The sequence below is a fragment of the Caulobacter sp. ALps2 genome (genome assembly GCF_058681635.1).
Genome location: NZ_CM178743.1, coordinates 3,784,522 through 3,808,065, shown reverse-complemented (window position 1 = coordinate 3,808,065; position 23,544 = coordinate 3,784,522). Strand labels below are relative to the sequence as shown.

21 protein-coding genes are annotated in these 23,544 nt (G+C 66.6%); 5 read left to right on the top strand and 16 right to left on the bottom strand.

The annotated features are described in order from the left end of the window. Position 1: 1 nt before the first annotated feature. Positions 2–571: a gluconate 2-dehydrogenase subunit 3 family protein gene (locus ACW173_RS18095; protein WP_492081477.1), complete on the bottom strand. Its 570-nt coding sequence runs from the start codon at positions 569–571 to the stop codon at positions 2–4. After that, on the bottom strand, positions 571–2,319 hold the full coding sequence (locus tag ACW173_RS18090) for a GMC oxidoreductase (RefSeq protein WP_492081476.1): 1,749 nt from the start codon (positions 2,317–2,319) through the stop codon (positions 571–573). The genes ACW173_RS18095 and ACW173_RS18090 overlap by 1 nt, the downstream gene beginning before the upstream one ends. A gap of 176 nt (positions 2,320–2,495) precedes the next feature. Here ACW173_RS18090 and ACW173_RS18085 point away from each other — a divergent pair, with 176 nt between their 5' ends. Beyond that, positions 2,496–3,314: a 3-keto-disaccharide hydrolase gene (locus ACW173_RS18085; RefSeq protein WP_492081475.1), complete on the top strand. Its 819-nt coding sequence runs from the start codon at positions 2,496–2,498 to the stop codon at positions 3,312–3,314. A 16-nt stretch (positions 3,315–3,330) separates the two neighbouring features. Here the strand turns inward: ACW173_RS18085 and ACW173_RS18080 are convergent, their stop codons facing one another. Genes ACW173_RS18080 through ACW173_RS18060 form a run of 5 tightly spaced genes read right to left on the bottom strand, consistent with a single transcriptional unit; the run spans position 3,331 to position 8,097 of the window. Next, the gene (locus tag ACW173_RS18080; RefSeq protein ID WP_492081474.1) at positions 3,331–3,690 is read right to left on the bottom strand and encodes a c-type cytochrome; all 360 of its coding nucleotides are present in this window, start codon (positions 3,688–3,690) and stop codon (positions 3,331–3,333) included. Positions 3,691–3,722: 32 nt separating this feature from the next. Continuing rightward, the gene (locus ACW173_RS18075; RefSeq protein WP_492081473.1) at positions 3,723–4,778 is read right to left on the bottom strand and encodes a sugar phosphate isomerase/epimerase family protein; all 1,056 of its coding nucleotides are present in this window, start codon (positions 4,776–4,778) and stop codon (positions 3,723–3,725) included. Further along, a complete protein-coding gene (locus tag ACW173_RS18070; protein WP_492081472.1) occupies positions 4,775–5,908 on the bottom strand; it encodes a Gfo/Idh/MocA family protein in 1,134 nt (377 codons plus the stop codon). The genes ACW173_RS18075 and ACW173_RS18070 overlap by 4 nt, the downstream gene beginning before the upstream one ends. Then, entirely contained in the window at positions 5,908–6,831 is a 924-nt protein-coding gene (locus tag ACW173_RS18065; protein WP_492081471.1) for a sugar phosphate isomerase/epimerase family protein, read from the bottom strand. Before ACW173_RS18065 ends, ACW173_RS18070 begins: the two co-directional genes overlap by 1 nt. A 24-nt stretch (positions 6,832–6,855) precedes the next feature. Next, on the bottom strand, positions 6,856–8,097 hold the full coding sequence (locus ACW173_RS18060; RefSeq protein WP_492081470.1) for an MFS transporter: 1,242 nt from the start codon (positions 8,095–8,097) through the stop codon (positions 6,856–6,858). Positions 8,098–8,233: 136 nt separating this feature from the next. Here ACW173_RS18060 and ACW173_RS18055 point away from each other — a divergent pair, with 136 nt between their 5' ends. After that, positions 8,234–9,241, top strand: a complete 1,008-nt coding sequence (locus ACW173_RS18055; protein WP_492081469.1) for a LacI family DNA-binding transcriptional regulator — start codon at positions 8,234–8,236, stop codon at positions 9,239–9,241. Here ACW173_RS18055 and ACW173_RS18050 read toward each other — a convergent pair. Beyond that, positions 9,238–10,017: a 3-keto-disaccharide hydrolase gene (locus ACW173_RS18050; RefSeq protein ID WP_492081468.1), complete on the bottom strand. Its 780-nt coding sequence runs from the start codon at positions 10,015–10,017 to the stop codon at positions 9,238–9,240. The two genes, ACW173_RS18055 and ACW173_RS18050, sit on opposite strands and share 4 nt — an antisense overlap. 114 nt (positions 10,018–10,131) lie before the next feature. Beyond that, positions 10,132–10,443 carry an energy transducer TonB gene (locus ACW173_RS18045; protein ID WP_223390649.1) on the bottom strand — a complete coding sequence of 104 codons (312 nt, stop codon included), beginning with the start codon at positions 10,441–10,443 and terminating at the stop codon, positions 10,132–10,134. Positions 10,444–10,657: 214 nt separating this feature from the next. Here ACW173_RS18045 and ACW173_RS18040 point away from each other — a divergent pair, with 214 nt between their 5' ends. Further along, complete coding sequence (locus ACW173_RS18040; protein WP_492081467.1) at positions 10,658–11,866, top strand: ROK family transcriptional regulator; 1,209 nt, start codon at positions 10,658–10,660, stop codon at positions 11,864–11,866. On the opposite strand, the gene ACW173_RS18035 is transcribed toward ACW173_RS18040, so the two are convergent. From ACW173_RS18035 to ACW173_RS18005, 7 genes are all read right to left on the bottom strand, one after another. Continuing rightward, positions 11,863–12,768 carry an ROK family protein gene (locus tag ACW173_RS18035; RefSeq protein WP_492081466.1) on the bottom strand — a complete coding sequence of 302 codons (906 nt, stop codon included), beginning with the start codon at positions 12,766–12,768 and terminating at the stop codon, positions 11,863–11,865. The genes ACW173_RS18040 and ACW173_RS18035 overlap by 4 nt on opposite strands. Positions 12,769–12,851: 83 nt before the next feature. Next, positions 12,852–14,054 (bottom strand): alpha-galactosidase, encoded by a 1,203-nt coding sequence (locus ACW173_RS18030; RefSeq protein WP_492081465.1) that lies wholly within the window; start codon positions 14,052–14,054, stop codon positions 12,852–12,854. Next, positions 14,047–15,594, bottom strand: a complete 1,548-nt coding sequence (locus ACW173_RS18025) for a tryptophan halogenase family protein (RefSeq protein WP_492081464.1) — start codon at positions 15,592–15,594, stop codon at positions 14,047–14,049. The genes ACW173_RS18030 and ACW173_RS18025 overlap by 8 nt, the downstream gene beginning before the upstream one ends. A 58-nt stretch (positions 15,595–15,652) precedes the next feature. After that, on the bottom strand, positions 15,653–18,901 hold the full coding sequence (locus tag ACW173_RS18020; protein ID WP_492081463.1) for a TonB-dependent receptor: 3,249 nt from the start codon (positions 18,899–18,901) through the stop codon (positions 15,653–15,655). A 247-nt stretch (positions 18,902–19,148) separates the two neighbouring features. Continuing rightward, positions 19,149–19,850, bottom strand: coding sequence for an FABP family protein (locus ACW173_RS18015; RefSeq protein WP_492081462.1), 702 nt, complete (start codon positions 19,848–19,850; stop codon positions 19,149–19,151). Between the two features lie 123 nt (positions 19,851–19,973). Then, positions 19,974–21,275, bottom strand: coding sequence for a PQQ-dependent sugar dehydrogenase (locus tag ACW173_RS18010; protein WP_492081461.1), 1,302 nt, complete (start codon positions 21,273–21,275; stop codon positions 19,974–19,976). Next, complete coding sequence (locus ACW173_RS18005) at positions 21,272–21,706, bottom strand: DUF2231 domain-containing protein (protein WP_492081460.1); 435 nt, start codon at positions 21,704–21,706, stop codon at positions 21,272–21,274. Before ACW173_RS18005 ends, ACW173_RS18010 begins: the two co-directional genes overlap by 4 nt. 246 nt (positions 21,707–21,952) lie before the next feature. Between ACW173_RS18005 and paoA the strand changes: the two genes are divergently transcribed. Next, positions 21,953–22,597 carry an aldehyde dehydrogenase iron-sulfur subunit PaoA gene (gene paoA / locus ACW173_RS18000; protein WP_492081459.1) on the top strand — a complete coding sequence of 215 codons (645 nt, stop codon included), beginning with the start codon at positions 21,953–21,955 and terminating at the stop codon, positions 22,595–22,597. Next, positions 22,594–23,544: an FAD binding domain-containing protein gene (locus tag ACW173_RS17995; RefSeq protein ID WP_492081458.1), complete on the top strand. Its 951-nt coding sequence runs from the start codon at positions 22,594–22,596 to the stop codon at positions 23,542–23,544. Before paoA ends, ACW173_RS17995 begins: the two co-directional genes overlap by 4 nt.

The window sequence follows — 23,544 nt, the reverse complement described above, 5'->3', positions numbered from 1 at the left end:
GCTAGCGTGTCGCCCAGGCCTTGCCGACCTCCGCCAGCGGGACGCAGCCATGATACGCGCCGGGGACTGGTTCGTACCGCAGCGCCACGGTCGCGCCGGGCTCGGACGTGAAGTAGCCGACCGTGACCATGTCCTCCAGCGCCGGGAAAAAGTGCGACTGGCCTTGCCCGCGCGCGATACCGCCTTCCTGATCGTAGGTCGTCAGTAGCGCGACCTGCTGTTCGGGCGTCAGCGCGATGAAGACGTCGCCATGCGCCGCGCGAGCATCGGCGTCCATGCGCGCCAGGCCGCCCAACAGCTGGTCCACCTGATCCTTGGTGTAGTAGTCGGCCAAGGCGCGGTCGATAAATTGCGGCACGCTGGCGTCGCGCGCGCCGGGTGTGTCCGTCGCGGGGATGATCAGCTCGGCCACCACGTCCAGCAGCCGCGCCTGATCGGCCGTCAGGGCCGTCGGGGTCCAGGCCAGGGCTGGCGCTGGAGCCGCGGCGGCCAGGGCGCGTTCGGCCCAGCCGCTTGAGGCGACGCCGACCGTGAGGGCTAGGCCGCGTAGGGTGTCGCGTCGGTTCAGCATCACAGGTCTCCCCGCTTGCGCGCCTGGACCGCGTGGTCGGCGGCGCGGGCCGTCAGGGCCATGTAGGTCAGGGACGGGTTCACGCATGAGGCCGAGGTCATCGCCGCCCCATCGGTGACATAGACGTTCTTGCACTCGTGGACCTGGTTGTGGGCGTTCAGCACCGAGGTCTTTGGATCGCGCCCCATGCGCGCGGTGCCCATCTCGTGGATGCCCAGGCCCGGCGCGTAGCCGCCGTCGTGGCCTTTCACGTTCTTGAAGCCCGCCGCTTCCAGCATCTCGGCCGCAGCCGTCTGCATATCCCGGCGCATGGCGATCTCGTTCTCGCGCATGGTGACGTTCATCGACAGGGTCGGCAGGCCGAACTGGTCCTTCACCTCGCGGTTCAGGGTGATGCGGTTGTCCTGGTAAGGCAGGATCTCGCCAAAACCGCCCAAGCCCATGCTCCACGGACCAGGCTGGGTGAGCGCGGCCTTCCGCGCCGCGCCAAAACCTTTGGCGCCCTTGGCCCGGTTTCCAAGGTCGCGGTCCCAGATGGGACGCGACGCCCCGCCCTGGTATCCGAAGCCCCGCAGGTAGTCGCCGCGCTTGGTGGCCTCGTCGCCCAGGTTGCGGAAGCGCGGCACGTAGATACCGTTCGGGCGGCGACCAGAATAATACATGTCGGCGAACTCGGGCGCGTCGCCGGTGGCTCCGACGCCCAGGTGATGGTCCATGACGTTGCGACCCAGCTGGTCGCTACCGTTGCCGAAGCCGTTCGGGAACCGCGAACTCGTGGAGTTCATCATGATCCAGGCCGAATTGAAGGCCGAAGCGCACAGGAAGACGACGTCGGCGTAGAACTCCTCGTCCTGCTTCGTCTCGGTGTCCAAAATCCGCACACCGGAGGCCTTGCCGGCCTTCTCGTCATAGATCAGCTCGGTGACGATCGAATTGGGCCGGATCACCAAATTGCCGGTGCGCTCGGCCGCCACCAACCCGCCGGAGTTGGAGCTGTAGTAGCCGCCAAACGGACAGCCGCGGATGCACATGTTGCGATACTGGCACTTGGTACGGCCGAGGCTCAATTGCTCCTCGGTCGGCTCGGTCAGGTGGGCCGTGCGGCCGATGCTGATCCGGCGCTCGGGGAAGCGCGACTCCGAGCGGCTCTTGAAGGCCTTCTCGACGCAGTTCATCTCCATCGGCGGCTGGTAGTGGCCGTCGGGGAAATGGCTGAGGCCCTCGTGCTGGCCGGAGACGCCGATGAAACGCTCGACATGCTCGTACCAGGGCGCGAGCTCTTCATAGCGGATCGGCCAGTCGACGCCGATCCCCTCGCGGGCGTTGGCCTCGAAATCGATCGGACTGTGGCGATAGCTTTGCCGGCCCCAGGTCAGCGAACGACCGCCGACGTGATAGCCGCGGATCCAGTCGAAGCGGTTTTCCTCGGTGTAGGGATCCTGATCATCCCGGACGAAGAAGTGCTTGGTATACTCCGTCATCGTGTAGTTGGTGCGGCGCTGCACTTGGTAGTGCGCGTCCAGCTCTGCCTGCGGTAGCTGCCCCTGCGGGTACTTGGTCTGCCAGGGGTCCAGGACCGCGGTAGGATAGTCCTCGAGGTGGCGGACCATACGGCCTCGTTCCAGCACCAGGACCTTGAGTCCCTTCTGGGTCAGCTCCTTGGCGGCCATGCCGCCGGTGATACCGCTACCGACTACGATCGCGTCGTAAGTGTTCTTGCGACGCGCGCGGCCGCTCAGATTGGCCATGTTCGCTCCCTTTGCGGCCGCTCGATGGACCACGCCGGAAGCTTTAAGCAACACGACGCCCCGACCTCGGCGAACCCTTCATTCTTGCCTGGAGGCTTCCATGAAATGGGTTACATTGCAAGAAAGCTCGGCATTTCACGTTAAAATCACCGAGCGCCTGGGAGGGACGAGAAATCATGATCGGATTGACGACTCGCGCGCGCCAAGTCGCGGCGGGCTTGCTGCTGGCGCTATGCGCGGGCGCCGCTAACGCCGAAGACATCAAGGCCGGGCCATGGCGCTCGCTATTCGACGGCAAGACCCTGAACGGCTGGACGGCCAAGGTCGCCAAGCATCCGGCCGGCGAGAACTATCGCGACACCTTCGTTGTCGACCACGGCGCCATCCGGGTCTCGTACGCCGGCTACGATACGCTGGGCGGCCAGTTCGGACACCTATTCTACAAGACGCCGTTCAAGGCCTATCGCCTTAAGCTGTCCTACCGCTTCCTGACCGAAGGCGGCCTGGCCGACACCCCGGCCTGGGCGCGCGGCAACAGCGGCATCATGTTCCTCAGCCAGAGCGCCGAAAGCATGACGGTCGAGCAGCCCTTCCCGGTCTCGGTCGAATTCCAGCTGCTGGGCAAGGATGGCGATGCGCCCCGCCCCACAGGCGCGGTCTGCACGCCGGGCCTGACGATCACCATCGATGGCGCCAAGGTGAAGGAGCACTGCACCGTCCCGGCCAATGCTCCGACCATCCCGAACGGGACCTGGGTGCAGGCCGAACTGGAAGTCCTGCCCAACGGCGAGATCACTCAGAAGATCAACGGCGTGGCCGTCCACCACTATGCCGGCGTGACCCTGGATCCGGACGACACTGTCGCCGGCGGCGCCAAGCCCTACATCCTCGCGCGCGGAGCCCAGCCGGTGACCGAGGGCTATATCGCCCTGCAGAGCGAGGGCCACCCGATCGAGTTCAAGGATATCCAGATCCAGGAACTGACGGCGCGCTGAACGCCGTCAGAACTGGCTACTTCTTCACCGATGTCAGGTACTCGATGACCGCGGCGCGCTGGGCCGCGTCCGGCGCGCCCAGCAGCATCTTGGTGCCGGGAACGACCTTGCCTGGGGCCTTGATGAAGGCGTTCAACTGGTCAGGCGTCCAGGTGATGCCCGAGGCCTTCAAGGCGGTGCTGTACGCGAAGCCCGGCGCGGTCCCGGCCTTGCGACCGGCGACGCCGGCCAGGGGCGGTCCCATCTTGCCCGGCGCGGGTTGCAGCGAGTGGCAGACCGTGCAGCGCTGCTCGAACACCTGCTGGCCGGTGGGCGCGGCGGCGGCGCTCGTCGCCGTCCCCATCAGAATGGCGGCGAGCGTAAGCTTGAACTTCATCGAGGAAACTCTCCGTCAGACTTTGGCGGCGGTTACAGACCCAATAGCCGGCGATTGCGACCGGCGTCTGTCGCGCTGCCAGCAAAGTCGTCGAAGGCCTTGTCCGTGACCTGGATGATGTGGTCGCGGATGAACGGCGCGCCTTCGCGGGCGCCCTGCTCGGGATGCTTCAGCGCGCACTCCCACTCCAGCACCGCCCAGCCGTCAAAATCGTACTGGGCCAGCTTGGAGAAGATCGCCTTGAAGTCCACCTGGCCATCGCCCAGCGAACGGAAGCGGCCCGGCCGCTCGGCCCAACCCTGGTAGCCCCCATAGACGCCCGACTGCGCCGTGGGCCGGAACTCGGCGTCCTTGACGTGGAAGGCCTTGATCCGCTCGTGATAGCGATCGATGTAGCCCAGATAGTCCAGCTGCTGCAGGACGAAGTGGCTGGGATCATAGAGGATATTGGCGCGCGGATGGCCGCCGACCTCGTCCAGGAACCGCTCGAAAGTCGCGCCGTCGTGCAGGTCCTCGCCCGGATGGATCTCGTAGGCGACGTCGACGCCATTGTCTTCGAAGACGTCCAGGATCGGCTTCCAGCGACGGCCCAGTTCGGCGAAGGCCTCCTCGACCAGACCCGCAGGCCGCTGCGGCCAGGGATAGAAGTACGGCCAGGCCAGAGCGCCGGAGAAGGTGGCGTGAGCCTTCAGGCCCAGGCGCCGGCTGGCGACGGCGGCGGCCTTGACTTGCCCCACGGCCCAGGCCTGACGCTCCTTGGGCTTGCCACGCAGCTCGGGCGGGGCGAAGCCGTCGAACAGCTCGTCATAGGCCGGATGCACGGCGACCAGCTGGCCCTGCAGGTGGGTCGAAAGCTCGGTGATCTCCAGGCCGTACTCGGCCAGCTGGCCGGCGATGGCGTCGCAATAGGTCTGGCTCTCGGCGGCCAGGGCCAGGTCGAAGAACGAGTCCGCCCCGCCCGTCGGCATCTGCACGCCGACATAGCCAAGATCGGCGACCCATTTGGCCATGGTCTCCAGCTTGTCGAAGGGCGGCTCGCCGCCGATGAACTGGGCCAGGAAGATGGCCGGTCCCTTGAGCGTCTTCATCGCCCGTCTCCTTCCAAGGTGACCCAGCCAGCATCGTCGCGGCTGGCAGCCACCGCGCGCTCGACGAAGGCCATGCCGCGCACGCCTTCGCCAATGTCGGGCACGAGCGCTCCGCCCTGCCCTTCTATGGCGTTGGCGAAGTCGCGATAGATGTTGGCGAAGGCCTCGATGAAGCCTTCCGGGTGGCCGGTCGGCAGGCGGGTGACCGCACGGGCGGCCGCGCCCAGATAACCCGAGCCGGCGTGCAGCACCTGGCTGGGTCCGTCCAGCCAGTCCAGGGTCAAGACGTTCGGATCCTCATGCGACCAGGTCAGGCCGCCCCTCTCACCATAGACGCTGAGCGTCAGGCCATTGCGGGCGCCCGCCGAGATCTGCGAGGCGATCAGCACGCCGCGCGCGCCGCCTTCGAACCGCAGTAGCACGTTGCAGTCGTCATCCAGGCCGCGGCCGGGAACGACGGTGGACACGTCGGCGCACAGGCGCTCGACGCGGACACCGGTCACGAACTCGGCGATGTTGAAGGCGTGGACACCGATATCGCCGATACAGCCGCCGACGCCGGATTGCGCAGGGTCCGCGCGCCAGCTGGCCTGCTTATTGTCGCCGTCGCGCTCCAGGGGCTTGGACAGCCAGCCTTGCGAATATTCGACCACGACCTTGCGCACCGCGCCCAGGTCGCCCCGCGCCACGATCTCGCGCGCCTCGCGGACCATCGGATAGCCGGTGTAGGTATAGGTCAAGCCGTAGAGCTTGCCCGACGCCGCGACGACGCCCGCCAACTCTTCGGCCTCAGCCAGGTTCAAGGTCGCGGGCTTGTCGCTGATCACGTGCAGCCCGCCCTTCAGCGCGGCCGCCGAGACGTCGAAATGCAGATGGTTTGGCGTCACCACCGAGACCAGCTGGACACCGTCCTCGCGCACCCGCTCGGCGGCGATCATCGCGTGATGGTCCGGATAGACCCGGTCGGGCGCGACGCCCCAGGCGGCGGCCGCCTGGGCGTTCTTGGCCGGATCGCGGCTGAACACCCCGGCGACCAGCCGGATGCGGCCGTCCAGCTCGGCGGCCATGCGATGCACCGGCCCGATGAACGAGCCAGGACCACCACCCACCATGGCCATCCGCAAGGCCATCAGGCGACGACCTTGGAGAGGTAGTCGTAGCTGATCTTGGCGGACTCCAGACGCGGATGGGCGAACGGCGGCTCCTGCTCGTAGTAGAAACCGCGGATGCCGGCGGCGTAGGCCGCGGGCAGCAGCGTCTTCCAGTCGATCATGCCGCTGCCGACCTCGGTCGGGTCCTGCTTCAGCTCGAAATTGGTCTTGGTCGTCGCCTTGACGTCCTTGACGTGCATCTGAGTGAAGCGGCCCGGATGGGCCTTCAGCAGCGCCAGCGGATCGTGGCCGGCGGCGGTGACCCAGCCCACATCCATCTCGAAGGTGACCAGGTTCGGATCGGTGCCCTTCAGCAGGATGTCCATGCCGGTGGTGTCGCCCAGCGGTGCGAACTCGAAATTGTGGTTGTGGTAGCCGCTGATGATGCCGGCCTTCTTCAGCACGGCGGCCTTCTCGTTCAGGAAGTCGGCGTTCCACTTCCAGTCGTCGGCGGTCATCTGGACGCCGGCCGCGCGCAGGTCGTTACCCAGGCGATCGGGGATGTAGAGGATCGGCATGATCGCCGACTTCACGCCAATCACGTGCAGCTCGTCAGCCAGCTTGGCCAGGTCGCCGCTGAAGCCGTTGGGACCCTTGGGCGAGATGTGGGCGCTGGGGCAGATCAGGCCCGCCTTGTCGAAGGCCGCGCGCAGCTCGGCCGGGGTGCGTCCTAGATAGCCGGCGAGCTCCACCGATTTGAAGCCGATCTTGGCGACGGTGGCGAGCTGGGCGTCCAGCTCCTTGGCCAGGTCCGGACCCAGGCTGTAGAGCTGGATGCCGACCGGCTGCTGGTGGCGCTGGAAGAACGGCGTCTGCGCCGCGCTGGCGCCGCCGGCCAGGGTCGCGCCCAGCAGGGCCGCGCCAGCGCCGAGAAGGCCGCGCCGAGAAAGGTGTTCGTGCACGAGGCTTTCCTTTTGCATGAGGGCTTAGACTTGGGCCGGGCTGGCGGTCGCGGGGAGTTCTTCGGTCTCTGCCACCGGGCCACGCGACGGCGGGCGGAAGAACACCGCCAACAGGCAGACGGCCGCGAGGGCCATGCCGGTCGGGACCAGGAACAGGGTGGTGTAGTCCACCGAACCGTCCGTGCTCAGGCGGCTGACCAGCGACGGAAACAGGAAGCTGGCGACCACATTGCCGACACCCAGGATCAGCAGGTTGAACAGGCCCTGGGCGCTGGAGCGGACGTCCTTGGGGAACACCGCGTCGACGAAGATATACACGGTGGCGAAGAAGAAGGCGTAGCAGATCCCGTGCAGCAGCTGCACGGCGACGATCGTCGGGATGCTGTCGGCGAAGAAGGCGAAGACCGCGAAGCGCGCGGCATGGCCCAGCACGCCCACGATCATCGTCACCTTCCAGCCCAGGCGCACCAGCACCCGGCCCAGCAGGAACATGGTCAGGATCTCGGCCACCTGCCCCAGGCTCAACACCACCATGGACAGGTTGCCGGCGATCCCGACACGGTTGGTCAGGAAGGCGTCGGCCATCACGAAGTAGCCGTTGTGGATGACGCTATCGATGAAGGTTACGATGAACAGCACCAGCACGAACGGCGCGGCCAACAGCTTGAAGGCGCGTCGCCAAGCCAGCTTGTCGATGCCGGCCGCGTCCTTCCGGGCAGGCGTGTGCGGCAGGGTCAGGGCATAACCGGCGAAGGCGAACGAGACGATCGCCGCGACCAGGAAGATCCAGCGCACCTGCTCGACCGACGCATGGGCGCCCAGCAGGAAGACGAACGGCCAGCTGACCAGCACCCAGCCGACCGTCCCGCCCATGCGCACCGCGCCGAAGCCGGCGGCGGGATCCTTCAGGTTGGCGAAGGCGATCGAGTTGGTCACCGACAGGGTCGGCACATAGACCAGGCTGAAGATCAGGTAGCAGGCGAAGAACGGCCAGAAGTCGGTGGCGAACGCCGTGCCGACCAAGGCGAGACCGCCGATCAAGTGGCTGACGGCCAGGAACCGCTCCGCCGCGAAGTTGCGGTCGGCGAACTGGTTCGAAAAGAAGATGCCGACCAGGGCGGCCACACCCCACGAACTGCCGACCAGCGACTGCTGCCAGGGCTCGAAGCCCAGCATGCCCATGTAAGGGAAGATCTTCGGCGCCCAGGCGCCCCAGATCGCCAGCTGCAGCACCATCATCACGAAGAGCCGGAAGCTCGTGTTCATGGATCTGGCCTCCCCGACCAGTTTGGGCGGCCGGTTTCGCCCTTTTGGACGCCTTCCGCTCCGATGTAATCGAAATCATCGATAACAGGCGCCGGTCAGCTTGCCAAGCTGTCGGCTAGTCGCCAGTGTCGCGCCAATGGCGACCATTCAAGATGTTGCGCGCGACGCGGGGGTCTCGACCGCGACGGTCTCCCGGGTGTTCAGCGCGCCCGAACTGGTGCTGGAGACCACCCGAAACAAGGTGATGGAGGCGGTCAACCGCCTGGGCTACGAGCCGAACTTCGCGGCCAAGAGCCTGCGCACCCTGCGGACCGAGAAGATTTTGGTCACGGTGCCAGACATCTCCAACCCGTTCTTCTCGCAGGTGATCCGAGGCGTCGAGGAAGCCGCCCTGGCCGCCGGTTATTCGGTGCTGCTGGGCGACACCCGCCACGAGGAGACGCGCGAGGAGCAGTACGCGGCCATGTTCCGCCGCAAGGAGGCCGACGGCCTGATCTTCCTGGGCCACCGCCTGCCCGACGTGCTGGCCGAGATGGTCGCCGCCAAGGGCCCCAAGACGCCGATCGTCAACGGCTGCGAGTTCCGGCCGGGCCTCGCGGTCTCCAGCGCCCATATCGACAATGAGCGCGCCGCCGCCGAGGTCGTCGAATTCCTCTATGGCCTAGGCCACACGCGGGTCGGCGTCGTGACCGGCCCCTTGGCCAGCCCGATCAGCAGCGACCGCCTGTCCGGCGTGCTGTCGGCCGCCCAACGTCACGGCCACGCCAGCGCCCTGCGCATGGCCATCGGCGACTTCTCGATCGAGTCGGGCGTGCGCCAGACCGGCGAGCTGCTGGACGAGCCCGGCCGGCCGACGGCGATCTTCTGCTTCAGCGACGAGATGGCGATGGGCGCGCTGGAGGCCATCCGCCAGCGCGGCCTGCGGTGCCCCGAGGACGTCTCGCTGGTCGGCTTCGACGACATCCGCTTCGCCGAGTACCTGCACCCGAAGCTGACCACGGTCAGTCAGCCCAAGGAGCAGATCGGCCACGAGGTGGTGCGCCTGTTGATGGACATTCTGAGCGGTCGCGCCACCGCGCTGCAGAACGTCACCCTGCCCCACCAGCTGGTGGTGCGCTCCAGCACCGCCCCGCCGCCGGCTTAGCGCGGCGCCAACGCTCGGACCCAGATGTTGCGGAAGCTGATCGGCGCGCTGGGGTCGCCGTGGGCCTGCAGCTTGATCGGCGCGGGGCCATGGGCCTTGTAGGACGGCTTGCCGATATAGACCGTCTCGCCGGCCAGCACCGCGTGGTCCTGCACCAGCACGCCGTTGTGGATCACGGTGACATTGGCCGGCGTGGCCAGCGCCCCGTCCGCGCCGAACACCGGCGCGCGCCAGATGATGTCGTAAGCCTGCCACTCACCCGGCTTGCGACTAGCGTTGGCTAGGGGCGGATGCTGCTTGTAGACGCTGGCGGCCTGGCCGTTGACGTAGGTGGCGTTGTCATTGCTGTCGAGGATCTGCACCTCGTAGCCTTGGTCGCGCGGGCCGGTGGACGCCAGGAAGACGCCGCTGTTGCCGCGCGCCTGGCCCGACCCCGTGATCTCGGCAGGGATCCGCCATTCCAGATGCAGCTGGTAGTCGCGGAAGGACCGCTTGGTCTCGATATTGCCGCGCGCCTTGTCGACGATCAGCACGCCGCCCGCGACCGTCCAACCCGCCGGAGACTTGTCAGAGGCCGAGACCCACTGGTCGAGGCCTTGGCCGTCGAACAGTACGATCGCATCGGCCGGCGCGCCGCCCGCGTCCTTGGCAGGAGCAACGACTGGAACCGCCGGCTTCCAGACCTCGGTCTCTTCCGGCTTGGTCTGGGCCACGGCCAGCGAGACGGCCGTCAAGCCGCCGGCCATCGCGAACGCCAGGACGTTTTTACGCTTCATCTTGCTTCCCGCTCCCTATCGAGAACGGCAGCATAGGCGGCGAGGTCCGGAAACGACAACGCCCCCGCTGGCGGACCAGCGGGGGCGATTGCGTATAGCGCTAAACGTTGAAGCTTACGCGCCGCCCGGGAAGCGGAAGGGGACCTTCACCGAACCGGTCTTGGCGCCCATCGGCAGCTTCTCGGCGATGCACATGGCGGCCTTGTCGAAACCCTTACCAGCCGCGCTGTTGTCGACGACCTTGCAGTCCGACAGCTTGCCGTCGGCGGCGTTGCACTCGAGCATCACTTGCGCGGCGTCACGGGTGTTGGCGAACTGCTGCAGGCAGCGGCCCATCTGATCTTCGAAACCACCAGCGGCCGAAGCGGCCTGAGCGACGAAGAAGCTGCCAGCGAGACCCGCGGCGAAAGCGATCGAGAGTTTCATACCCACCCATTCCTTCTGGAACCGAACTTGTGAGGATGGTTATCGGGCCTAAGCCCTAAAGAACGCCCAAGGTTCGCGGTTAATCATTTCCAAAACACGAAAGTCGCCCCCCAAACTCCCGAAGCGCTTGGCTTGGCGGACAAATAATAAAAGCGGTTTTCTTAAACGCCGGACGAATGGTATCGCTTCCAACCCCAGGAGAGACAGCGCGACCATGTCCGATGCGCAAAGCCGGCGCCCTCGCAAGCCGCATGACGACCGGACCAGTTTGTCCGGCACCAATATCGAACGGGCCGGTGACTACAATCAGCGCGTCGCGTTGCAGTCCATCCGCATCGGCCTGGCGAAGACCAAGCAGGAAGTCGCTACCTATACGGGCCTGACGGTTCCGGCGATCACCAACATCGCCAACCGGCTTATCGAAGAAGGCCTGATCGTCGAGGCGGGCAAGCTGCACGGCGCCCGGGGCCAGCCGGCCATGACCTTCACGGTCAATCCAGACGGCTGCTACTCGATCGGTCTCAATATCGACCGCGACCACGTCACGATCGTGCTGTTGGATCTGGCTGGCAAGATCCGCGCCCGCGCCTCGCGCGAGATCGCTTTCGCCAGCCCCGATGAGGTCGCCGAGTTCTTCGAGCAGCATCGCAAGGCCTTCCGGCGGCTGAAGGGCGTCCAGGCCAACCGCATCATCGGCATGGGCGTGGCCGTGCCCGACGACCTGGCCAAGGGCGACCTGCCCCATCGCCCCACGGACTACGAGGCCTGGAACACGGTCGACATCCGCGCCCTGCTCTCGCGCGGCCACGACTGGCCGATCATGGTCGAGAACGACGCCGCCGCGGCCGCCTTGGGCGAGCTGCACTTCGGCCACGGCATGCACAATCCCAGCTTCTTCTACATGCTGGTCAGCTCGGGTCTGGGCGGCGGCCTCGTCGTCGACGGCGAGTACTTCCGTGGCGCGCATGGCCGCAGCGGTGAGTTGGGTTTCCTGCCCATCGGCGCCTCGGGCTCGGCGACCCTGGAGGATTTCGTCTCGCTGTCGTCGCTGAACGAGGCCCTGGGCGACTTGGCCCCGGCCGATCCGGCCGCGCTCGCCGACTTGCCGCCGGAAGGCCGTGAGCGGGTCGACGCCTGGCTGGACGTGGCGGCCGAGCGGCTGTGCGACCCGCTGGTCGCGATCAGCTGCCTGATCGATCCCCAGGCCGTGTTCATCGGCGGCCGCCTGCCCGGTTCGCTGATCGATCGCCTGGCCCAGGCCGTGAACGACAAGCTGTCCGCCCGCAACCTGGCCCTGGCCATGGCCCCGGTGCGCCACGCCGCCCTGGCCGCCGACGCTCCAGCTCTCGGCGCGGCGATCCTGCCGATCATCGCCCGCTATCTGCCGGTGCGTTCGGTGCTGCGCAACACCGCGCAGGTCTAGACTTCACCCGGCGCCCATAGGCGGGCCGCGCCGCGCACGCCCGAGCTGTCGCCCCAGCGCGCTGGCGCGATCTTGGCCGAGAAAGCATCCGAGAAGATGCGCGGCCCGATCACGCCCGGCAGCCTCGCGTACAGCGCCTCGACGTTCGAAAGCCCGCCGCCCAGCACGAAGACGTCGGGGTCGACGATGTTGCAGATCAACGCCATGGCTCGCCCCAGGCGGTCGACCAGGCGATCGAAAGCAGCGGCGGCTTCCGTGTCGCCGGCCAGAGCATCCGCGACGATGGCCGCGCCATCCAGCTCACGCCCCGTGCGCGTCGTGAAGTCGCGACGCAGGCCCGTGCCCGAGACCCAAGTCTCCAGACAACCCTTCTGGCCGCACCAGCAGTCCGGGCCGGGCGTCTCGTCCGTGTTCGGCCAGGGCAAGGGTATATGTCCCCACTCCCCGGCAACGCCATCACCGCCCTCTACCAGCCGTCCATCGACGACCAGCCCGCCGCCGCAGCCAGTACCCAGGATGATGGCGAAGGTCACGCGCGCGCCGGCCGCCGCGCCGTCGGCGGCTTCCGACAGGGCCAGGCAGTTGGCGTCATTGGCCAGGCGCACCGGTCGCTCTAAAGCCTGGGCTAGGTCCTCCCGGAAGCGACGGCCGTTGAGATAGACCGCGTTGGCGTTGCGCATCATGCCGGTGCGCGGCGAGACCGAGCCGGGCGCGCCGACGCCGACCGTTCCGCGCTGACCGGTCTCGGCTTCGATCCGTTCCACCAGCTCACGGACGGCCGCGAGGGCGGCGTCGTAGGTCGCCGGCGTGGACGTCCTGCGACGGACGACTACCCCACCTTCGGGCGCCAGGGCGGCCGCTTCGATCTTCGTCCCGCCGAAATCGACACCAATCTGGATCACTACTAGAACCTCGATCGCGCAGATGGCGGAGCCCGCCCTCGCGTCAGCGTGGTTGGAAAAACAAGGATGAAAAACGAAACTGGCTAGGGTGTGATGCGGACCATGACCACGCCGTGCGATGGCGCGGTCGCGACGAACCGGCCCTTCATCGCCCCCAGGTCCTCGCCCGCCCACAGGTCACGCACCTGGGCCTTCAAAGTCGCGGGGTAACCGAGCTCGGTCCAGTCCACCGCGATGGACTTGGCCGCCTCGCCGCGATTGAACAGGATCACCGCTCGACTACCGTCGGCCAGGGGCTTGGACCAGACCTCCAGGTCGCCGTCGTCGCGCACGCGGCGGCCCTGGACGCCCAGCCGGTCCTGGTTCACCGCGATGACCTCCTTGTTCAGCAGGATGTCGCGCGTGTCCTTGTCCATGCTGGCCACGTCATTGCCGGCGATCAGCGGCGCGGCCATCAGGGCCCACAGGCTGAAGTGCGAACGGTACTCCGTCGCGGTCAGCCCGCCATTGCCGACCTCCAGCATGTCCGGGTCGTTCCAGTGGCCAGGCCCCGCGAACGGATGGAGCGGCTCGTTCAGGTCCAGGATGCGCAGCACGCCCAACGAATAGTCGTGCTTGCCGTCCCACTTGTCGGTGATGTCGCCGGTCGTACGCCACAGGTTGCCAACCGCGCTGGCCCACAGCCACGGCTTGGCCGTGCCCCACTCGCACATGGAGAAGACGATATCGCGGCCGGTCTCGCGCAGAGCGTCGGCCATGAGGGTGTAGGCTTCCTCGGCATTGCGCGTGCCCGTCGAGCACCAGTCGTATTTGAGATAATCGACGCCCCATGAGGCGTAGGTCTTGGCGTCTTGGTACTCGTGGCCCTGGCTGCCGGGACGACCGCCGCACGTCAGCCGGCCGGCGTCGGAATAGATGCCGAACTTCAGTCCCTTGGCATGGACATAGTCCGACAGCGCCTTGATGCCGCTGGGAAAGCGTTTGGCGTCGTAGGTGATGAAGCCGCCGGCGTCGCGCGGGCCGTGCCAGCAGTCGTCGATCACGACGTACTGGTAGCCGGCCTCCTTCATGCCGTTCGAGGCCATGGCGTCGGCGACACGGCGGACGGTGGCCTCGTCGATATTGCAGGCGAACTTGTTCCAGCTGTTCCAGCCCATCGGCGGCGTCTGGGCCAGGCCGTTGGCGACTCGCGGCGGCGGATCCTTGTCGGCCGCCATCACGGCGGACGGAAGAACCAGCGCGGCGGCCGCCAACAAGGCGATCAGACGCTTGGATGGCCTAGGCATCAACGGTTCCTTTCGTGGGGTCGCGCGCGGCGACGCGTTCGAGGATGCTGGCGTGGGTCGGCATCCGAGCGGCGGCCTGGCGGCAAGCGGTCCGCACATGCTGCAGTCGCTCGGCCATCCGGCGCTCGTCCATCAGCCCGGCCAGCGGATCGAAGCCCTCGGGCTCGCCGCCCTGGCCGACCATGATCGCCAGCCAGTTCGGCTCCTGAAAGATGGTCTGGTTGGGGAAGATGGTCGCGCCCCGGGTGCGGAACAGGTCCATCTTGAGCTTCAGCGAGTCCGGGATCGTCATGTGGCGCATGCGGTCCCACAGAGGCTGACCGACGCGGCGGTTGGCGTGGTAGTGGTAGATCAGGAAGTCCCGGATCTGCTCCATCTCCTCGCCCATCATCTGGTTGTAGAGGTCGGAGACCGGCGCATCGATCTTGGCCAGCGGGAAGCTGCCGGCCAGCTTGATCAAACCGTGCTGGATCAGGTGGATCGAGGTGGACTCCAGGGGCTCCAGGAAACCGCTCGACAGGCCGATCGCCGCGCAGTTCTTGAACCGCGACACCTTGCGTCGACCGGTGGTGAACCGCAGGAAACGCGGGTCGCCCAGGATCTTGTTGCCCGGATGCTCGCGCGCCAGGGCGGCCAGCAGGTCATCGGCGGCCTGGTCGTCGCTGATGTGGTCGCTGACATAGACATAGCCGTTGCCGGTGCGGTGCTGCAGCGGGATGCGCCAGCGCCATCCGGCCGTGTCGGCGGTGGCGCGGGTATAGGGGATCGGGTCCTCGTAGCGCGCGGTCGGCACGGCCACGGCGCGGTTGGCCGGCAGGAACTCGGACCAGTCGTCATAGCCAACGCCCAGGGCGTCGCCGATCAGCAGCCCTCGGAAGCCCGAGCAGTCGACGAAAAAGTCGCCCGCCAGCGTCTCGTCGCCGTCCAGCGCCAGCGAGGCGATCGTGCCGTCCATCGGGTCCAGGTTCACGCCCCGGATCGTGCGCTCGACCCGCTTGACGCCCCTGCCCTCCGCGACCTCACGCAGCAGCTTGGCATAGAGCGAGGCGTCGAAATGATAGGCGTGGGCCATGGCCGCGCGCGGGTCGCGAGGATCCTCCACGCGCCAGTCGAACTTGCCGGCCTTGGCCGCCACGCAGCTCAGCGAGAACTCCGAGAGGTCGGCCTGGTAGCCCAGCTTGCGCGCCCGCAGCCAGAAGGCGTGAAACGACACCCCGTCCATCGGCGGGCCGTAATTGCCGAACGGGTGCATGTAGGCTTCGCCGGGATCGCCCCAGCCGACGAACTCGATCCCCAGCTTGTACGTGCCCTGCGTGGACGTCAGCATCCGCCGCTCGTCCACGCCCACGACCTGGTTGAAGAAGGTGATCGGCGGGATCGTCGCCTCGCCTACCCCAACCGTGCCGATGTCGGCCGACTCGACGAGGGTGATCCGCATCTGCTGCGGCGTGAAGACCTTGGAGAAAAACGCAGCCGACATCCATCCGGCCGTACCGCCGCCGACGATGACCAGGTGAGAGATCTTTCCCGCGTTTTCCATGCCGCCTTCGTTCAATCAAAAGATCCCCGCCGGCGACGCGCCGGCGGGGTTACGGGGCCTAGAAGGTCCCGCGCACGATGAACGAAACACGGCGGTCGCTGACGGTCCAGCTGTGGGTGCGGACCAGGGACTTCGAGAAGTTCCCCTGCGTGCCCAGGTACCAGCTGTCCCGCTGGTCCATCTCCAAGTCGTAGCGCGAGTTCAGTAGGTTCACGACCTGCAGGCCGACCTTCACCTGCGGGGTGAGACCGTAGGTCACAGAGCCGTCCAGCTGGCCGTAGGCCTTGGCGTAGACTGGCACCATCAGGTTCGAGGCCGAGGCGCTCATCAGGTAACGCGAGCGCCAGTTGTAGGCCAGGCGGGCGTCGATGCCGTACTTACTGTAGAGTAGCGTCGCATTGTAAGTGTAGCGCGACAGCTGCTCCAGCGGCAGGTCCAGCTTCGAAGCATTGATCTGCGAGGAGTCGGTGACGCTGCTGGTGACGTTCTGCGTGCCACGGCTTTCCAGCATGGTCGCGTTGAATTCCGTGCCCAGGCCGCCGAACACGCCGGGCAGGAAATCGTAGTACTGCTGGTACTGAAACTCGAGGCCATAGACCTTACCGTGGCCCAGGTTCTGCGGAATCGTGCCGACGGCCTGGACGGACTTGCCATCGGCCTTGGTGATCGTCGCCAGGGTCGGGGTCGATTGGATGTAGTCGTAGACGTCCTTGTGGAAGGCGCCGAGCGCCATCATGCCGCCCTTGAAGTACCACTCGCCCGACAGGTCGAACGAGTTGGAGCGCATGGGCTTCAGGTTCGGATTGCCCGAGTAGAAACCGAAGGCGACGTCGCTGTGGTACTGCACGGGCGAGCCGCCGGCCGCGGCCGCGTCGAGCTGGGCCTGGGTGTAGGCCGCGCCGGTCTGGGCGTTGATGATACCATCGGCGGCCGTGGCGTTGCGCGACTGCAGCGTGGCCGACATGTTGACCGAGGGGTCCAGCTGATAAAAGTCCGGCCGGACGATGTTCTTGGACGCCGCGAAACGCAGGAACAGGTTTTCCTTGGCCTTCAGACGCAAGTTCAGGCTGGGCAGCACGTTGGTGTAGTTGGTCTTGCCGACCGAGGCGAACGGCTTGCCGTCGGCGAAGTCGATCTTGGCTTGGGCCGTGGGCGAGGCGAAGCGTTTCTGAGATGCGTCGATGAACCCGACCGTGCCGAAGCCCTGGCCTTCGGTCGACGCATGCACCACGCGCACGCCGATATTGCCGTCCCAGCTCATGGCCCTGTCGCCCCATTCGAAGGGCAGGTCACCGCCGAAGCGGGCCTTGGCGTAGACCGCCTCGGTCTTCTCCCACTGGCGGTTGACGCCGCGCCCGCCCGAGCTGAGGAAACTGGAGTTCACGTCGCCCAGCGGCTGCCAATAGCTGATGCTGCCCGTCGGCGCGGCCCAGATGGGCATGTAGCTCATCAGGGTGCCTTGGGTGAACGGGCTGTAGGTCCCGCCGGCCGGCGACCAGGTCGGGATCGTGCCGTTGGGGCCGCCCGGCGGATAGTAGCCGTATTCGCCGTCGTTATAGGCTGGGCCACCGCCGGGGATCGGACCGTTCCACACGACGGTCTTCAAATAGGCGGCCAGCGCCTGCGGGCTCTTGGCCAGGTCGAACGACGGCATGATCAGGCCGGGAACGCTGAGGTCGCCCTTGAAGAAGTTGTCGAAGCTGACCGTGTCCTGGTGCTGGGTATATTTGTCAGCCGTGGCGGTGACCCGTGTGGCCCAGGGCGCTGAGATCAGGTTCCAGTTGTAACCCGCGTCGCGCGAGGTTGCGTCGCGCGAGGTGGCCCGGACGCCCAACTTCAGGTCCTTCAGCCAGTTGTCCTCGTCGAATGCATAGGTCACGTCGAACTTGCCCGAATATTCGCGGGCGTCGTTGTCGTCGAGGTGATCCATCGCGGCGTACAGGTTGAACGCCGATGGGGTCGAGGTGGTGTTGGCCATGGTGATCTTCGGCAACTCGCCGGTCAGATCCAGGCCAAAGCCCCCCGCCAGGGTGACGGTGTTGTAGACCGTCAGGTCCGTGCCCTCGCGGTGTGAATAGACATATTGCAGGTCGCCGGTGACCAGCCAGCGGTCGTTCGACCACTTGAAGCCGGCCGAGACGTCGTTGGTGTTGTCCTTTACCGTGCCGTAGCGAGTGCCCAGGTTCAGCAGGAACGAGTTGGCCACGCCGTTGCCGCCGCCACCGCCGTCGACCAGCTGTCCCTTCAGGAAGTTGCCGTCCGAGTCGAAGGTGAACGAGGTCCCGCTGGCCGGACCGACCACGAACGACTGGTTGTTCGTCGCTGAACAGCAGGCCGAGGTCTGGGCGAAGCGGTCCTGGAAGGTCTGCTTGGCCTCGGTGCGGAACAGGGTGGTGTAGAGTTCCAGGTTGTCGTTCGGACGCCACTGGAACGCGCCGTAGAAGCCGTTGCGGTTCCGGTCCTGCTCGTTGTTGCGGTACTGCACGCCGACAGGCACGAAGACCCGGCTCTTGCCCTGGCCGACGATCGAATTGTCGCCGTTGAAGTTGAAGGTCGAGCCGCCGTCGTACGACGACTGCACGCCCACGCCGTGGGCGTTGTACGGATCGACAGCGATGGTGTTGACGGCCGTCTTCAGCTTCGAGCTGGACATGCTGACCAGCATGCCGAACTCGCCGAGATTGGTGTCGAAGCGATCGCTGAGCAGGAAACTGCCCGACGGCGTGCCCTCCTTGCGCAGATCGCCGCGCGTGTAGTCGGCCGAAAAGGCCATCTGCCGGCCGGCCTGGTCGAACGGCATTCGGGTGCGCAGGTTGACCGTGCCGCCCAGGCCGCCTTCGACGATGTCGGACGACGGATTCTTGTACACATCGACGCCAGCGAAAAGCTCGGGCGTGACATCTTCCCACGAGATCGCCCGGCCGCCACGCGCCGAGAACATGTCGCGCCCGTTCAGTTCCGAACGCACCCAGGTCAGGCCGCGGATCTGGATGCCCGAGCCTTCGGCGTTCAGGCGGTCCACGTCGCGGGGTTGATTGGTCCGGCCGATGGTCACGCCCGGAACACGCTGCAGCGCTTCGGTGACCGAACGATCCGGCAGGCCGCCGATGTCGACGGCGGTGATCGAGTCGACGATCTCCTCGGAGTTCTTCTTCAGGTCCTGCGCCGACTGTATCGCCTTGCGCTGGCCGACCACGATGACTTCGGTCACTTGATCGACAGCGCTATCGCCGCCGACCGCGGTTGTCTGGGCCTGGGCTGATACGACCAGCACGCCAGACCAGGCGAGGGCCGCGGCCGACGCCAAGAGCACACGTTTCCTGTTGATTGCCTTCACGTTTCCACCCCTGAAAACTGCCACTTGGCCGGTTGACCAAGCGGGCCGCCGTTTGCGGCGAGTTCGACATGCGTCGCCTCACCGTCCCCCGGCATCTTTTATTTAATATGCTTTATTTAACCGGGGTGCATTTATCGTACAAGCGCAAATTCTCGGTTGCGAAATCGCGGCCGTTTCCCAGCAGCGGCGGGATGATCCGCTGCCGGGTTCGACGGGCTTAGCCGGCGTTTTCAGGTGGCGCGATCGAGACGAAGCCATGCGCCTCGACCAGGCTGACCTGGCCGGCGGCGATCCGCGCGGAGGGATTGGGCCGCGGCTCGGCGACCTTGTGCAGAGTATTGCGGTCGATATGGCGGAACGGCGCCGCCCTGCCCCGCACCTGCAGCATGGTCGTCGAGGTGTACGACCACTCGTCGTCGCCCTCGAAGCGCACGTCGAGTTCGTAGGAGTCGGTTCGAAACGCCCACTCCAGGAAGTCGGTCGAGCTGATGCCGTAGCTTGTGCTGCCACGCTCGGCCCGCACGATCAGGCTTGACCCGTCCTCCTGGGCGCGACCGCCGGCCAGGGCTGTCTGTCCGCGCGGAAGGGCCAGGGTCTGCATGACCAAGCCCGTAGCCGGCTCCCATAGCCAGTAACCGACCTGGTCGTGGAAGGTCGTGTCCTCGTCGGAGGCGACGATATGGACGTGATAGCGCAGGCCGTAGAGCAGCTGCGGGCCATTAGCCTGTGGGTCAATCGGCTGCATCTCGATACGCTCGAGGAAGTCGCGGCGCTCGGGACCGTCGGCCTTGGGGTTCAGGTCGACGCCCTTCATGCCCTCCCACACGCCGGCCAAGCGGCGCAGCGGACCCAGGTTGGCCAGGGTGTCCGGATCCACGTCCTCGGGTTCGGTGAAGATGTCGTCGGGGAAGTCGTGCATTAGGTCCGCGCCCTGGTGAAGCTTGACGCCGGCTCTATCGGGATGTGCGGAGGCGTCAAGCGTTACACGACAGACCGCGCCCCAAACGCATTGTTCCACGACGCGGCGGCTCGGCTAAGGCCCTTAGCGGGCTGGCGCGACCCGCCAGACGGTGTTGGAGAGATCGTCGGCGATCAGCAGGATGCGCCTGGCCGGATCGAAGGCCACGCCCACCGGACGGCCGCGCGCATGGCCTTTGCCGTCCAGGAAGCCGGTGACAAAATCGACGGGCTTACCATTGGGATGTCCGCCAGCGAATGGTATCCAGACGACCTTGTAACCGGCTAGGTCCTGGCGATTCCAACTGCCGTGCTCGCCGACGAACACGCCTTCGCGGAAGTCGCCTCCAAAGCCGCCATCGCGCGCGAAGCTGACGCCTAACGCCGCCACGTGAGAGCCCAGGGCGTAGTCGGGCACGATGGCCTTGGCCACCAAGTCCGGTTTCTGCGGTCGCACGCGCGGATCGACGTTCTGACCCCAGTAGCTGTAGGGCCAGCCGTAGAAGGCCCCATCGCGCACCCCGGTCAGATAGTCGGGCGCCAATTGTGGACCCAGCTCGTCGCGCTCATTGACCACGGCCCATAGGGCGCTGGTCGTGGGCTCGATAGCCAGGGCCGTCGGATTGCGGATGCCGTGGGCGATCGTGCGACGCGCGCCGGTCAGGCGATCGATCTCCCAGACCACGGCCCGCTCTTCCTCGACGTCCAGGCCGCGCTCGCCGACATTGCTGTTCGAGCCGATGCCGACATAAAGCTTGGTCCCATCTGCGCTGGCGGTCAGCGACTTGGTCCAGTGGTGATTGATCCGCGAGGGCAGCTTGGTGACCTCGACGCCCTTCTCGGTGATGCGGGTCTGGCCCGGCTGGTATGGAAAGCGCAGCAGGGCGTCCTGGTTGGCGACGTAGAGCTGGCCGTCGACGAAGGCCAGGCCGTAGGGCGCATTCAGCCCATCGATCAGCACCGCGCGTGTCTCGGCGCGGCCATCGCCGTTGGCGTCGCGCAGCAGCGTGATCCGATTGCCGCCCTTCACCTTGGTCTTCCCCTTGGCCTTGATGTAGCCGGCGATGATGTCCTTGGGGCGAACCTTGGGAGCCTGGGCGCCGCCCGAGCCCTCGGCCACCAGCACGTCGCCATTGGGCAGCACCAGCATCTGGCGCGGGATCTTCAGGTCTTTCGCCAAGGCCGTGACCATGAAACCCTTGGGCGCGATTGGCGTCGCGTCGCCCCAACCGGTTGGCTTGGCGATCTTCATCGGCGGCAGCAGGGTTTCCTGACGGTCAGGCAACGGCGGCTTGCCGGCCCCCGTCTGGTCCAGGCCCGGGTCGCCGCGCCCACAGGCCGTCAACGTGATCGCCGCCGCGGCGAGGAGAACCCAGCGCACGCTCATCGGACAATCCCCTCGACGCGTTGGCTAGAATAGCCGACCACGGCGGCGAACAAGGCGGCCAGGGTCGAAACGATCGACAACGTCAGGCCGGTCGAGCCGACCGAACTCCAGCCGTCATGGCTGTGCTGGAAGGCGTTGATCAGGCCGGCGCCCCACATCACGGCGACGGCGACCAGATAGATCAGCGCGCGCGCTCGCGTGGCGCGCCCCGGGAAGATGGCGCCAACGATCGCCCAGGCCAGAACCAGACCGCCAAAGAAGCACCCGCCGGCGATCAGCCAGGCCGAGAAGTTCGACCACTGGACCGTGGCGCTCTTCAGATACGCGATGTCGGAGGCTAGACCCGAGGAAAATAGCGCCAGGGGAAAGGCAAACAGGATAGCGTGGACAGGATGCAGAAGCGTGGCTCCGATCCCTCGGGGAGCTGGCATGGGATACTCCTACTGGCGTCGCCTGTGGCGTTAGCGGAGCAATTCCTGGACGACCGTTAGGTTTCATCGGCCATCGCCGCTCTCGTGGAGACGGCAGGATTGATGAATTGCATTCATGAACCTGTGGAACAGAACGCGCTAATCGCGGCTCAAAGCGTCGGCTAGCCTAGCCGAACCTGCGCGCGGCAACCACCGGCCGCCCTCGCCGCTTATACTGGCGGCGTCAGCGGAGGATCGGAGGATGACATGGCCGACACTGAAGACCTCAGCCTTTCGAGGCGCGACCTGATGGCGACGGGCGCGGCGTCCGCCGCCATCGTGAGTGCGCCCGCCGCCGCCAGCGCGGCGCCGTCCGACGCGCCCAGCCTAGCGCCGGTGAGCTTCAAGGTGAACGGCCAAAAGCGGTCCCTGAACCTCGACACCCGCACCACCCTGCTGGACGCGCTGCGCGAGCACCTGAAGCTGACCGGCACCAAGAAGGGCTGCGACCATGGCCAGTGCGGGGCCTGCACGGTCATCGTTGATGGACGGCGGATCAATTCCTGCCTGACCCTGGCGGTGATGCACCAGGGCGACGAGATCACCACGATCGAAGGCCTGGGAACGCCCGAGAAGCTGCACCCGCTGCAGGCGGCGTTCGTCAAGCACGACGGCTATCAGTGCGGCTACTGCACGCCCGGCCAGATCTGTTCGGCCAAGGCGGTGCTGGACGAGATCAAGGCCGGCGTCCCCAGCCACGTCACCGCCGATCTGACCGCCGATCCCCAGCTGACCGAAGCCGAACTTCGTGAACGGATGAGCGGCAACATCTGTCGCTGCGGCGCCTATTCCAACATCGTCGAAGCGATCGGCGACGTCGCGGGAGGCCTCTCTAAGGGGGAAATGGCATGAAAGCCTTCGCCTACGAACGCGCCCGTACCCCGGCCGAGGCCGCCGCGGCCGTCGCCCGTGAACCGAGCTCCCGCTTCATCGCTGGCGGCACCAATCTCCTGGACCTGATGAAGCTGGAGATCGAGACGCCCCGCCGGCTGATCGACGTCAATGGCCTGAAGTTGGACAAGATCGAAGCCACGAAGGACGGCGGCCTGCGCATTGGGGCGCTGGTGCGCAACACCGACCTGGCGTCCGACAAGCGAGTGCGCAAGGACTACGGCGTCCTGTCGCGCGCCTTGCTGGCCGGCGCCTCGGGCCAGCTGCGCAACAAGGCCACAACGGCCGGAAACCTGCTGCAGCGGACCCGGTGTCCGTACTTCTACGACACCAACATGCCCTGCAATAAACGCACCCCTGGCGCGGGTTGCTCGGCGATCGGCGGCTTCACGCGGTCGCTGGCGGTGCTGGGGACCAGCGAAGCCTGCATCGCCACCCACCCCAGCGACATGGCCGTGGCCATGCGGGTGCTGGACGCCTCCGTCGAGACCGTCCGACCCGATGGCGTGACACGCGCCATCCCGATAGCCGACCTCCACCGCCTGCCCGGCACCACGCCGCACGTGGAGACGGCCCTGACGCCCGGCGAGCTGATCACCGCCGTCACCCTGCCCAAGCCGGTCGGCGGCGTGCACGCCTATCACAAGGTCCGCGATCGGGCGTCGTACGCCTTCGCCCTCGTCTCGGTGGCGACCATCCTGCACAAGGACGGCTCTGGTCGGGTCGCCCTGGGCGGCGTGGCCCACAAGCCCTGGCGGGTCGAAGCGGCGGAAAGCGCCCTGCCGCGGGGTGCCAAGTCGGCGTCCGAACGGCTGCTGGCCGGCGCCAAGACCACCTCGCAGAACGCCTTCAAACTGACCCTGGCCGAGCGCGCGCTGGGCGCGGCCATGGCCCAGGCGCGGAGCTAG

Bases quoted from the DNA above. Each gene is read 5' to 3' on its own strand.
- ACW173_RS18060 (WP_492081470.1), bottom strand. From the start codon at position 8,097: ATGAACACGAGCTTCCGGCTCTTCGTGATGATGGTGCTGCAGCTGGCG.
- ACW173_RS18005 (WP_492081460.1), bottom strand. From the start codon at position 21,706: ATGCCAGCTCCCCGAGGGATCGGAGCCACGCTTCTGCATCCTGTCCAC.
- ACW173_RS18075 (WP_492081473.1), bottom strand. From the start codon at position 4,778: ATGAAGACGCTCAAGGGACCGGCCATCTTCCTGGCCCAGTTCATCGGC.
- ACW173_RS18010 (WP_492081461.1), bottom strand. From the start codon at position 21,275: ATGAGCGTGCGCTGGGTTCTCCTCGCCGCGGCGGCGATCACGTTGACG.
- ACW173_RS18080 (WP_492081474.1), bottom strand. From the start codon at position 3,690: ATGAAGTTCAAGCTTACGCTCGCCGCCATTCTGATGGGGACGGCGACG.
- ACW173_RS18085 (WP_492081475.1), top strand. From the start codon at position 2,496: ATGATCGGATTGACGACTCGCGCGCGCCAAGTCGCGGCGGGCTTGCTG.
- ACW173_RS18070 (WP_492081472.1), bottom strand. From the start codon at position 5,908: ATGGCCTTGCGGATGGCCATGGTGGGTGGTGGTCCTGGCTCGTTCATC.
- paoA (WP_492081459.1), top strand. From the start codon at position 21,953: ATGGCCGACACTGAAGACCTCAGCCTTTCGAGGCGCGACCTGATGGCG.
- ACW173_RS18050 (WP_492081468.1), bottom strand. From the start codon at position 10,017: ATGAAGCGTAAAAACGTCCTGGCGTTCGCGATGGCCGGCGGCTTGACG.
- ACW173_RS18055 (WP_492081469.1), top strand. From the start codon at position 8,234: ATGGCGACCATTCAAGATGTTGCGCGCGACGCGGGGGTCTCGACCGCG.
- ACW173_RS18030 (WP_492081465.1), bottom strand. From the start codon at position 14,054: ATGCCTAGGCCATCCAAGCGTCTGATCGCCTTGTTGGCGGCCGCCGCG.
- ACW173_RS18090 (WP_492081476.1), bottom strand. From the start codon at position 2,319: ATGGCCAATCTGAGCGGCCGCGCGCGTCGCAAGAACACTTACGACGCG.
- ACW173_RS17995 (WP_492081458.1), top strand. From the start codon at position 22,594: ATGAAAGCCTTCGCCTACGAACGCGCCCGTACCCCGGCCGAGGCCGCC.
- ACW173_RS18025 (WP_492081464.1), bottom strand. From the start codon at position 15,594: ATGGAAAACGCGGGAAAGATCTCTCACCTGGTCATCGTCGGCGGCGGT.
- ACW173_RS18015 (WP_492081462.1), bottom strand. From the start codon at position 19,850: ATGCACGACTTCCCCGACGACATCTTCACCGAACCCGAGGACGTGGAT.
- ACW173_RS18045 (WP_223390649.1), bottom strand. From the start codon at position 10,443: ATGAAACTCTCGATCGCTTTCGCCGCGGGTCTCGCTGGCAGCTTCTTC.
- ACW173_RS18040 (WP_492081467.1), top strand. From the start codon at position 10,658: ATGTCCGATGCGCAAAGCCGGCGCCCTCGCAAGCCGCATGACGACCGG.
- ACW173_RS18095 (WP_492081477.1), bottom strand. From the start codon at position 571: ATGCTGAACCGACGCGACACCCTACGCGGCCTAGCCCTCACGGTCGGC.